8 protein-coding genes are annotated in these 12,388 nt (G+C 54.2%); 2 read left to right on the top strand and 6 right to left on the bottom strand.

All coding sequences use genetic code 11. The annotated features are described in order from the left end of the window. The first annotated feature begins 115 nt into the window (after positions 1-115). Both Mal52_RS04180 and Mal52_RS04175 read left to right on the top strand, forming a co-directional pair. On the top strand, positions 116-655 hold the full coding sequence (locus Mal52_RS04180; RefSeq protein WP_145374464.1) for a hypothetical protein: 540 nt from the start codon (positions 116-118) through the stop codon (positions 653-655). An 83-nt stretch (positions 656-738) separates the two neighbouring features. Beyond that, positions 739-2,499 carry a caspase family protein gene (locus tag Mal52_RS04175; protein WP_145374463.1) on the top strand — a complete coding sequence of 587 codons (1,761 nt, stop codon included), beginning with the start codon at positions 739-741 and terminating at the stop codon, positions 2,497-2,499. A gap of 166 nt (positions 2,500-2,665) precedes the next feature. On the opposite strand, the gene Mal52_RS04170 is transcribed toward Mal52_RS04175, so the two are convergent. The 6 genes from Mal52_RS04170 to Mal52_RS04145 form a co-directional block, all read right to left on the bottom strand. Further along, on the bottom strand, positions 2,666-5,560 hold the full coding sequence (locus Mal52_RS04170; protein ID WP_145374462.1) for an NF038122 family metalloprotease: 2,895 nt from the start codon (positions 5,558-5,560) through the stop codon (positions 2,666-2,668). Positions 5,561-5,923: 363 nt separating this feature from the next. Continuing rightward, a complete protein-coding gene (locus Mal52_RS04165; protein ID WP_145374461.1) occupies positions 5,924-6,769 on the bottom strand; it encodes an SMR family transporter in 846 nt (281 codons plus the stop codon). A gap of 148 nt (positions 6,770-6,917) precedes the next feature. Next, on the bottom strand, positions 6,918-8,516 hold the full coding sequence (locus tag Mal52_RS04160; RefSeq protein WP_197534650.1) for a sulfatase family protein: 1,599 nt from the start codon (positions 8,514-8,516) through the stop codon (positions 6,918-6,920). A gap of 29 nt (positions 8,517-8,545) precedes the next feature. Further along, positions 8,546-9,715 carry a Fic family protein gene (locus Mal52_RS04155; protein WP_145374459.1) on the bottom strand — a complete coding sequence of 390 codons (1,170 nt, stop codon included), beginning with the start codon at positions 9,713-9,715 and terminating at the stop codon, positions 8,546-8,548. A 190-nt stretch (positions 9,716-9,905) separates the two neighbouring features. Next, positions 9,906-11,216: a DUF58 domain-containing protein gene (locus Mal52_RS04150; protein WP_145374458.1), complete on the bottom strand. Its 1,311-nt coding sequence runs from the start codon at positions 11,214-11,216 to the stop codon at positions 9,906-9,908. Next, complete coding sequence (locus Mal52_RS04145) at positions 11,213-12,172, bottom strand: AAA family ATPase (protein ID WP_145374457.1); 960 nt, start codon at positions 12,170-12,172, stop codon at positions 11,213-11,215. The genes Mal52_RS04150 and Mal52_RS04145 overlap by 4 nt, the downstream gene beginning before the upstream one ends. Positions 12,173-12,388 lie beyond the last annotated feature (216 nt).

Below are 12,388 nucleotides of genomic sequence, written 5' to 3'. Positions count from 1 at the left end.
TCGAAAAATTCGCCAATCCCAAAACAGGTGTGCCAGCTTGTTGGCACTCGGGATTGCTAGCGTGATTGTGCACTGCGGCTCGTCAGATCAGGCCCCATTTCAGGAAATGCTCCCTGTGCAAAATCCATTCGCCAAGAAATCACTCACCGAAGGTTATCAATTTCTCAAACATGCCAATCGGAGGTTACCGATGCCCACCGATCCTCAGGACCCCCAACAACAACTGCAGAAGCTATTCAAAATCAATATGTGGTTGGGAATCGCTGCAATCGTGCTTTTGATTTTGCTGATCGCCTCGGTCATAGCACCTTACATCCATTTTGGCACCACCGGTGATACGGACAAGCTGTTAGACAAGCTCAACGAAATGGAAAAGTCCATCCAAGCCAATGCCACCGGCAAGCTGACGGCGCAACATTTCGACAAAGAATTGAAGTCATTCAAATGCGAAGTGCGAAAACCAACGACCGCTGCTTCCCCCAAGACGAACGAAGATACGGCCAAGATGTTGAAGCAGATTGAAGAACTGAAGGCCGCGATTCAATCAATTCAAGAGAAAGGGGTGACGGCGAAACAACTTGATAGAAAATTGAAACCGCTGCTGAGTGAATTACGAGCGCTGAGAGAGCCAGTGCAGCAAGAAGCGGACAAGTAAGGGAAACGCGGTCAATAAAGAGCCATGGGGATGAAAAAACTTCAACCGATCTCACGACACTCCTAAATGAAAAGGTAGCTCAAATGACTCGATCAATGACGACACAACAACGCGGACCTCGAAAACGTGCACTGCTGGTGGGTATTAATCAATATCCCACCGCGCCGCTCAAGGGCTGCGTGAACGATGCGCTGATGATGGGAAATATGCTGATCACTCATTTTGGATTCACCCCCGGCCCGGACATGCGGTTGCTGGTGGACCAGCGGGCGACCAAAGCGGCAATTTTGAAACGTCTGGAGTGGCTGGTCGATGGTGCGCGGGCGGGGGACGTCTTGGTCTTTCATTACTCCGGGCACGGGACGCAGGTCCCCGACCGCAACGGCGACGAGCTGGATCATGTCGATGAATGTCTAGTCCCGTTCGACCACGACTGGGACAATCCACTGCTCGACGACGACCTGGGAAACATCATCCGTATGGTCCCCGACGGCGTGAACCTGACGATCATTCTGGACTGCTGCCATTCCGGGACCGGCACGAAGGAGTTTGGGCCAAAGATCCCTGCGACAAAAAAACGGTTGCTCCCTCCGCCCGACATCCGATTTCGAGCCGTGGGAGGAATCACAATCGAAGACGGGTTCTCGGCCGACTCAGTCACAATGACCTCCTATCGGAATTTGAACGTCCGGCATTTCGGTCGCAGTGTCGAGGAACAGTGCGGAATCCTAATCACCGGTTGCCGGGACAATCAGCTATCTAACGATGCTTTTATCGATGGCGACTATCACGGGGCGCTGACCTATGCTCTGTTTCAATCGCTAGAGGCACATGGGGCCGGGCAATCCTATACGAACTGGCATCGGTCAGCGGCAGCATTGATTCCCAGTTATCAAATTCGCGATCAAGATCCGCAGTTGGAATGCGCTGGCGATTTGGCAAATTGGGGGCTGTTCTCGACGCAGCCCGCCTTCGTCGCCCCTGCCGGTCGTCGTCTTGAGACGGGCAGAACGCATGTCGTCTATGTGCACGGCATCTGCGAACACAAAGCGGGCTATTCCAACGGTTGGTGGCGGGCGATGCGACCCTATACACCGGATATCCCCGCGGACAATCGCCACGAAGTGTTGTGGAGCGACATTGTCACACCGGCAGCGCGAGGTTTTATCTCGTCGCAGGACGAAAGCGACGTCAAGAAAATGATCACCGACACCCTGCACGATCGGGCGGTCCGCGCAGCGATGGATGAAGCTCCGGGCGCAGAGGATGGCTACTCGCCGAACTCAGGCGGCACGCGGGCCGTGCTGGGGATTCCCGGCATCGACTGCATCGACGATTTCATGAAGTACCTGTTGATCAGCAATATCCGCCAGCAAGTCATCGATAGCTTCACCGAGGTGGTCGAGCCGTTGATTCAAAAAGGGCATCGCCTGGAAATCATCAGCCACAGTTGGGGCACGGTGATTGCCTATGAAGCGCTGCATCTCTTGGCAGAGAACGATCGCATCCCGAAGTATGCGGTGCACAACCTGTTCACCGTCGGCAGCGCGCTGTCGATCGGCGCGGTGCGGCGACGTCTGATTGAACAAGCGGAAGACGGCAAGAAGCCGCGTTGCGTGGAACAGTGGATCAACTTGGATGCCAAAAACGACATCGTGGGGGGGCCATTAAAAAACATCCCCTTTGAGGTCGATTCCGAGTACCTGAATCTCAACGCCGTCGGCTGCTGGCCGCCACTATTGAATTGGGCCTGCGCTCACAGTTCGTACTTCCACGGGGACAACAAGACCGTGCAACGGGACATCTTTGCCAAGCACATCAACGATGATACGCTTGTCCCATGACGAGCGACCGATCCCCCCAGACCGGCGGCCGCTCACGATTCTGTGACGGCCCGCCGGTTAGCGGGTTCTACAAGTAGTTTCAAAAACCCTCTGACGCGTCACGTAGACACTTGCCTGATAGATTCCTGAACAGGCGCAACCGGGGTTTGAAACGGGTTCTAGCCCATTAGCGGGCTCTGGCCAACAAGTCGAACAGGTCGTCTTCATCGTCCAGCACGTTGCTGGCGAACACAAAATCGCTCCCCAGTCCGGAGTTCACATAGCTCGTACCGAAAGCAACGATAAAATCGTTCCCGGCAAACGTGAAGATGTAATTCAAACCACCGTCGTCGCGGAAGCTATCGTCTTGATCACCACCCAGAATCGTGTCGCTACCAATGCCCGCAGAGACCACGTTACTTCCGTTACCAACTTCAATATAGTTGTTGCCACCGAGGTCATTGACCTCATCCTGGCCCGACCCGGTAACGATCAGATCATTCCCTTTGCGGGTATCGATGGCATTGTCGCCATCGCCGGCATAGATCTCATTATTGCCGCCGAAGTCGATGATTCGATCGTCGCCGTATCCGGTCATCACGTAATCGTCACCAACATTGGTTTTAACAAAGTTATTCCCGTTGCCGACTGAGACTTGGTTGTCTCCACCGTAGTCATAAACGCGATCATTGCCATCACGACCGAGGATCGTGTCGTCGCCATAATAGGTGTAAGAGACGTTGTTGCCGCTGCCGCCGTCGAAGTAGACGTCATAGGTCCCACGATCGCCACGGAACCAATCATCGCCTCCCATGCCAATGGCATAGATCGTGCCAGGGACCGTGTGCACGCCCAACGAAATCCGGTTGCGGAAGATCTCCACACGATCGGTCCCGGCGAGAGTCACCACGCGGAATTCGTCCCGGGCGTTGGTCCCGGTCACGGCAAAATCGTCCCCTTGCTGTTGCACCGTGCCAATTCGGATGTTGCGAGCGTAGGACGTATTCAATCCGGTCTCGTTGCTCACAGCCGTCGCGGTGATCGTGTATGTCCCGGTCTTGTTGTAGATTTTACTGATCGACAATCCAGAGATGCCGGTCACAACCCGCTGTTTGCTGCCGTCACCCCAATCGACCGTATAAGTATATTGCTGATCCGTGACGGTCGGACCGTAGAGTTTCAGCGAAATCACACGTCGCTGTCCGACCACTCCGTCGTAGTCGCCGCGAATCCGCAGCACCGCGGTGTCCTCTCCATACACTCGCACGACATCGGTATCGTAAGCGCCTTCATTGTCAACGACCTTTACCCGCACCACAGCATTGCTATTCCCGTTTAAGTACGCGGCACTAAAGTCTGGACGCACACCGACTGCATCATCGTATTGGCCGTCGTTATCAAAGTCCCACAAATAGGTCAAAGAGCCGGCGGACTGCTCGACGTCAGAACTTCCACTAGCGTCAAGCTGGATCATGGCCCGATCCCCTAACACATAATCGTCGCCGATATCGGCGACGGGAGCGTCATTCACAGCGGCCACATCAACGCGCACGGCAATCGACGGTGTTGAGACTGCTAACTGAAGGTCTTGTGCGCGAACAGTAAACGCGAGAAGTGCATCACCATTCGCATTCGCCGGAGGTGTCCATTCCAGCGACTCACCAGCAGAAAGCGTGGTGCCGGGAATGGCCAAAGAACCGTTTTTAGTGAGTGTTCCGCCGAATGCGACCGAGTCGATGAAAAACGAAATGGGATCGCCTTCAGGATCCGAAGCATCCGAGGCTGCGAACAAGTCATCATACGTGATCGTCAGCGGGGTATCTTCGACTCCACCAGGGAGCGTGGCAATGGAAGTCAGCGCGGGCGGTTTATTGATGTTCCATCCGATGACATCAAAAGCCAAGATATCCAAGTCTGAAATCGTCATCAATCCGCCGGGAGGTTCCGCTGTCGGATCCATGATCCCGATTCCAAGATCGTCCTTCCAATGGCTCGCCTGCCAGCCGTCGCCAAGAAAAGTGCCAGTAGAAAACAACGCTAGGCTCGTCTGTCCGTTGTCGAGAGAAAAATACTTGAATCGTGTGTCGGCCGTCCAGTCAATAATTCCGCTTCCCTCAGCTGCACTTTCTGTCGAATATCGAAATAGATCCAATGGCGCGACATAAATGAATTCGTCATCCATGAAATCATCAGGGTTATAGTCCAAAGCATCGACGCCGCTCACAAACCCTAAAGCATGGCCAATTTCGTGTGCGGCCACCCCCACAAAGTCGAGTTGATTCGAGTTAATTCCGTCACGTTGATCGAAATCCCAACTGAATTCCGAGCTGAAAGTAATAGACGCATCGACAGCGGAATCGTTGGCAGCAAGGAGGCCGATCGCTTTGGCGGTTGCGGTATTGATGTCAATCGTCGAGTTATTTGCGTCGCCGTCGTCGTCAACGAACGGAGTAGCCAGATCCGTTTCTGGCGAGTTGCTGACATGATTGAGCAACATGTCAAAGGTGCTGCCCGTTGAGAGGGAAGCGACAGCTGCGTCGTCCTCTAGGGTCGTACGATCGCCGTCGAGCGCCATGTAAAAGTCCGAGTAGCTCGTGGAAATTGATGATGAGCTTGCTTGGCCAAGAACGTTTGGGGCTAACACGGAGAAGCCGATATCCAGGTTGATCGTCACGTCATCGGTGAAGATTTGTGACCACAGCAGCGCTGCATCCACAAATCCATCGATTGCACGCTGGTCCATGCCGGGATCGGAGATCAAATTAAATGTCACACCGCCGGGCGCTTGCACGATAATGGTGGTTGCCAGTGGATTCGCCACAGCGAAGGTATCAATTGAGATCTCTTCGTACGTGGTCCTAAAATCGCCGTACGTCGTCGACTGAATAATAACGTCATCAGAATCAATCAGACTCGCACTCAACAGCGTGCGGTCTTCCAGCGTTTCCAACCCCAGCCGTATCTGCCCGCGGCTCGTGCTGAATTTTTGCCGACTGCGCTGCTGCTTGGCAGTACGCGAATCTTGACCCACAAAACGTTGTGAACGCACCCAGGACGTAGAGAGTAAGGACCAAAGCGACATCTGTATGTTTCCTGGTTTTAAAAGAGTATCTTCGCTGGAATTCTACCGAGACGCGTGCAGGTATCAGCCAAGTGAGTCTTTCGCTTTACCACACTGATGATCAACAATCATCAGTATCGGGTCCACTCTGAATTCACGGGTGAGTACCATTTTTTGACAGTGAATACTGTCGAACTGCAACCGCCCATTGACCCTTGCGTCGACGACGCAAATTTGGCGGTCCTTTCCAACATACCAAGGCCCCAATGGGAATTCCAGAAATATTACGCAGTTTTCCCAATTTCCTTAAACCAAGTACACAGAGTCGTTTTTGGCTTGTTTTTGAAAGAATGACCGCTCATGCAACGCCCACCGACAAGATCATCAAGCCGCTTTGACCAACACCAAACCCAACACGATCGCAGCAATCCCCCACGCCTTGGCGGCGGTGAAGCGTTCCTTCAAAACGATAAAACCCAGCGCTGCTCCAATGACCACAGCGAACTCCCGCACGGCGGCCACATAGCTGACATTGGCTCGTTGAAAGGCGAACAAGATCACTAAATAGGTACCGACCGATCCGCTGCCGACCAGCAGGATGTAGCGTTTTTTGTTCTTCAGCGCGTCGCGAACTTCGTTGGGATATTTCCACAAAGCAGCCGGGGCGAACAGCACCGCGGAAATTAACCACAGCCCCACGCCATACACCACGGGATTGATTTGTCCCACCGCCCGTTTGTCGACAAGGGAATACCCGGCAATGGCGGCGCCGGTGCAGAGCGCCATCACGATTCCGCGATTATTAGCCTGCACGTTTTTCCCGGAAAGTCCCAATAGCAGAATCCCCGCACAGATAGTGAGAATTCCGGAAAACCCGGTCAGCGATAATTGTTCACCCAGCAAAAAAAAGGCCAATACGGCTGTCCCCGCAACGCCGGTCCCTCGCGCAATGGGATAGACCAATGAAATGTCGCCATGCCGGTAGGCCTGTGCCAGCATCCAAAAATAGACCGCATGCAGGATCCCGGTCGGGAGGCAAATCCACGCTAAATCGAGCAGAGACGTCTCCGCGGACATTCGCGCGATCGCAAACGGCAGGCAAATCAAACTCCCAACGAACTGCCCAAACCATATCACACCCACATTGCCCGAGACACGCCGCGCGCCAAAATTCCAAGCAGCATGAAACACAGCAGCCAACAGGACTTGCAGGAAGACATCAAACGGCACGGCGGTTTTCGGTCCTGTTGTTGGAATTGTAGGGCGAGCTTTGACTTGCCGGTTTTGCTTGAAACTTCGGGAACATCATCTGGTGGGCGGCCCTCACCCCCGGCCCCTCTCCCAGAGGGAGAGGGGGGAGTTGTGCGCGGCGGGAAAATTAGACCATCCACTTTTTCGCGATCTGATCGGTTTCGGTCGCGGTGATCAACCAATCGAGAATGCGGCCCTTGAGTTCCGCGACGGTTGCTGCGCGGGCCGGGTCGTTGGCGAGGTTGTGTTGTTCGTGCGGGTCGTTTTTCAGATCATACAATTCAGCGAACCCTTCGGGATAGTAGTTGTACTTCCAGCGGTCGGTGCGGACCATCTTGGCGTCGGGATGGCGGATACCTTTGATCCCCTGCCCCGGCACGAACTCGAAATCCATGCTTCCGCCGGTGATTACTTCAGGAATAATGTTCTCGCTATGCACCGCATCTCGCGGCGCATAATCCCCCGTTGTGTCGGCGATTAACGGCGAGAGACTACGTCCGTGGCAATCTTCGGGAATCGGCAAGCCGCACAATTCCATGAGCGTGGGAAGCACATCGATAGTTTCCACCAACTCGTCGTATTGCCCCGGCTGAATGCGTCCCGGTAGACGCAACATCAAGGGCACGCGGACCGAGGCCTCGAAAAAGACGTTCTTGCCCATCAAGCCATGTTCGAGCAATTGGTCGCCATGATCCGAGGCGAAAACGACGATCGTGTTCTCCGCCTGCCCGGTCTCTTTTAACGTCTGCAAAATCCGTCCTACCTCGCGGTCGATGTGTGTAATCGATGCGTAATAGCTGCGATAAATCCAATTCAACGTCGCGCGGTCCATGTCATACGGAGGTTTGTTGCCGCGTAGAATCAGTTTTTGCAGCGGCAACGGCAGTTGCTCGATAGTTTCCAACGATTCTGGCCGGGGCAATTCAAAATCGACGTCGTTATACAGGCTGTCAAACGGAACCGGCACTTCGAAGGGAGAGTGCGGCTTCCAAAAAGAGGAATACAAAAAGAACGGTTGCTCTACTTTCGCCATTTGCCGCAATGCCGCCCGTGTGCGGTCACCGGTCCAGGTCGTGTCGGTGTATTGTTCGTCAATGGCCGAGCGATAGGGATTGGTGCCCGGTTTCAGGTTGGCGGCTAAGTCAGGAACGTCCTTGGCGAGTTCACGATAATAGACATCGCGGCGCGGATCGTGTTTGTTCCGCCAACGGGCATAGTCCGACCAACGATCCGTGCGGTGCGTCCCGTCGTGCAGTTCCACGATATCAAAGCCGGTTTTTTGTGCATTTTCGGACGACGGTGGGTGGTAATAAAACAGATGCAGCTTACCGATCAGCGCCGTTTGAAACCCCGCTTCGCGCAGCCGCGCCGGCAGCAGAACAGTACGGCGATCGATCGGTGTGTAGTTCACGCGATTGCGATGGGCATGCGCATAACGGCCAGTAAAAAACGAAGCCCGCGCGGGAACACAAACCGGGGCTTGCACAAACGCACGGGAAAAATTCGCCGACTGAGCTGCCAGAGCATCCAGATGCGGCGTTTTGATAATGCCGTTGCCGTTGGCAGCAACACAATCGTAGCGCTGTTGATCCGTCATGATAAACAGCACATTCGGCCGCCGCGACGGTTTCTGATCAGCCGCCGACAACTCCCCCACCGCCGCCAACGCACCAGTGGTCACAGCCGATTGCTGGAGGAATGAGCGACGTGAGACGGGGTTAGGCATGGGGGTTTCCTTTTTATTGGATGGACGCATCAGTCGCCGTCAAGAGTATCGTAACTGATCCTGAACACTTCAGGTGCGTAGTACAATTTGGGACGTTCATTGGGTAGCTCTTCAAGAATTCCCGCATCGACCAAACGTTGAAGATCTGTTCCAGCGGTTGGATAGGAAACTCCCAGTCGCTCTGGTAGATCGACGACACGAATAAACGGTGAGATAAAAATGTCTTCTACGATCTGCACCAATCGCGCTGATCCCCCACCGCTTGTGATGCGTTTCAAATATTCCTCACGAATGGCCCTTAAGTTTTCGCATCTACGTATCGTTTCCTGTGTTTGCCAGAGCGTCCCCCGCAGACAATACTCGATCCACTCCGTCCAACTTCCCTTGACGGAAATATTGAACAGACAACTCATGTACTCGTCCCGGTGCTGCTCAAAAAACTCACTCAAGTACAACCAAGGCATCGAAAGCTTACAATTTTGCTGCATCATAATGGCCAGCAGCAATCGTCCCACGCGGCCGTTTCCATCGATGAACGGGTGAATTGTTTCAAATTGGTAATGGGCGAGAAAACATTCGACGAGCGGATCAAAAGAAGTCGACTCGGTATGTATGTAGGATTCCAATAGGCCAAGACAGGGTGTCACTTGTTCGGCCGGAGGCGGAATGAAACGACCGCCTCCAATCCCCACTTGGATGCGACGAAATTCTCCCGGTGCTCGATCCCGGCCACGGACACCCGTCAGCAGAATCTGATGAAGCTCCCGCATAAGCCGCAAGGAAATCGGCAATTCGCTGTTTGTGCCGTGATCCAGAGCCTTTCTATAATTGAAAACTTCGCGTTGGTGGTTTGCTGGGTCATCCTCAGATTTTGACTCCCGTGGCTGCAGCTCAAAGAGCACCAATTCCTTCGGGGAAGCAAACGTCCCTTCCAGCCGCGAAGAGCGAATGGCTTCACGATCGGAAATGGGCCTTAACAAGATGCCGGGATTGGGAAGATTTCGGCCGAGTCCTTCGAGAATTCCAATTTGCTGTTTGACGTCAGACAACAACGGCCAAAGCGCTGCGGGAAACTCCCAATTTGGAGGGAGAGGGTCAGGGATAAACGCATGGTCGCCCCCCCAGGTCGTGGTGACCCGAACAACACGCCCCGGTGATTTCTTAGAGAATTGCTTAGCGTCCAAAACGGTAATGTCCAAATTGGCGGTTTTCAGTCACTTTAAATTTTGGGCCGGGAATTTTAACAATTATACGACAATTAAAATAAATGCCACAATATTTTAATTACGGTGGCGAAGTTAAAATGAACCCCAACCCTAAGTTCCAACGCAACCACATACCATATAACACATTACGACTAACGACCAACCATCGGCCGATTTCCCCCCCTCACAACAAATGCCGCGCTTTGATCTCCAGGTACTGGCTGATCAAATCGGCTGAGAGGTCTTCCGGTAGGGAATCGACCGCGTATTGGCCATGTTCTTGCAGTTCAGCGATTTGTGTCGTTTGGGCTGAGACCATTTCGGCAGCGGCGGCGACTTGGAAGGCTTCGACGTCGGTTTCCGGCACGGTGTTCAGCCGTTCGTGCAGCGGGACGTTTCGCAAAAAAGCCCCCAGCACCAGATGCGGCGCGCGGAGTTGTCGCATGTGCGTGCTGATGGTCGTGAGGTGCAATTCGTCCAGGGCGTGTGAAATCAGAATCACCAGCGACCGCTTGCGAAACCGTCGTCGCACTTCCTCGACCATCAAATCGTAATCCGACGCCTCGTATTGTGGCTCGAGATCGTAGACGCTGCGAATCAATGTTTGCACCGAACCGGCGCCACGCATGGGACGGACGAAGCGGTCGATCTTGTTCGAAAACGCCATCAGCCCCACATAGTCCCCTTGTCGCAGCGCGATATAACTAAGAATAATCGCCGCATTCAATCCGCGATCCAAATGCGTAATGCCGTCGACCTCGTTACACATCGAGCGTCCCGCATCGAGCAGAATCAAAATGTTCTGATTGCGTTCGATAGTGTATTCGCGGCTGATTAACTTCTGATGCTTGGCCGTCGCTTTCCAATCGATTTGCCGGTATTCGTCTTCGCGGCGAAATTCGCGGAGTCGCTCGAATTCGCTGCCCCGTCCCATCAAACGGGACATGCGCAGCCCTAATTCCGAAACGCGGTTTCGCCGCGCGAGCAACTCCATGGCGTGCACGGCTTGGATGTCGGGATAAATGCGGACGGCCGAATCGATCTCCAACTCGTGGTGCAAAGACCACAACAACAAATTGCTGCGCGAGCGGAGGTAGACCTTGCCGAATCGATTAGTCCCACGATGGTGCGGCCGCGTGTGATAGACGCGATACCGCGCGCGGCCGGGGGGCAATTCGATTTCAAACGGCAGACCTTCAGTGTCACAAGGAGCGGGAGGTTCGTCGTCGAACTCAATCGTGATCGGTCCGCCGTTGCGGTTTGTGAACCAGATTTTAACGGCGTTCCGCGCACCGATACTCATGACATCCCCCACTTCACGTTGGACGTCAACCAGTGTTGGCGTGGGAGAAATTGCTAAATCGGCGATAGCCACCGCGATGATCAATAAACTCAGCACCGCGCCGACAGGACCGATGAAGGGAATGAACACCCCGGCGACCAACGGAATTCCCGCAGCAACAAACAGCCACATCATCAGTCGGCGGGGCGTCATTGGCGGGGCGCCTCCACGGTATCGAGCACTTCGCGAATCACATCGTCAGCCAGCACGCCTTCGATCTCCGCATCGGGCCGCAACCGCAACCGGTGCCGCAACACCCAAGGGGCAAGTTCTTTGACATCGTCGGGAACAACAAAATCGCGACCACGGCAGGCCGCCATCGCGCGGGCGGCTAATAAAATATGCACACCGGCCCGCGGACTGGCCCCGACCGATATCGTATGCCACGCGCGGGTCTTGGCGATCACGTCGCTGATGTAATTGACGATTGATGGCTCGATGATGATTTTGACAATCGCCTCTTGAATCGCCACCACGTCATCGCCCGTCATCACGGGCTGTAGGTCGAATTGCGTGAGATCGCGATTATCGCGGCCTTCGGCATAGTGCGTTAAGATTCGCCGTTCTTGCTCGATTACGGGATAATCGATGAGCAGCTTGAACATAAACCGGTCCAACTGCGCTTCGGGCAGCGGATAGGTTCCTTCTTGTTCCAATGGGTTTTGCGTGGCGATCGTGATGTAAGGACGCGCGAGTGGATAGGACTTACCGTCGACGGTGACTTGCCGTTCCTGCATCGCTTCGAGCAATGCCGACTGCGTCTTGGCCGGCGCGCGGTTGATTTCATCAGCCAGCAGCAGATTGGTAAAAATCGGGCCGGGGTTGAACGTGAATTGTTGTTCCTGCGCGTTATAGATCGAATGCCCCGTCAAATCCGAGGGCATCAGATCCGGGGTGAATTGGATGCGGCCAAAGTCGCAGGTCAGCGCGCGGCTGAGCGTATTGACGAATAGCGTCTTGCCCAATCCCGGCACGCCTTCAATGAGAACGTTCCCTTCGCAAAACAGCGCCACGAGCGTCGCTTCGACCAATTCCTCTTGCCCCACGACCACCTTACCGATTTCGGCAACGGCTTTTTCAAAGAGGCTTGCAATCTGTGCCAGTTCCATGCGCGGGGGGATTCCTTACGAGGCCTTGCGGATGCTATGTCAACACGGTGAAGCCACCATCCTAACGGTGAAACCGTCGTCGGATCAATCGTTGATGTGGAGAATCGATTGTCTTCGCAGAGTTACACCGAGTCCGCCAGCCGAAATTTTCTACCAAGGGATGAAGGTTCCCTTTCAGTTAGACCATATTCGCCGCCAACAAGCTAACCCGCACGA

Origin of the sequence: Symmachiella dynata (genome assembly GCF_007747995.1) — a bacterium.
GTDB classification, from domain to species: Bacteria; Planctomycetota; Planctomycetia; order Planctomycetales; family Planctomycetaceae; genus Symmachiella; species Symmachiella dynata.
This window is presented reverse-complemented; position numbering and strand designations above follow the sequence as displayed.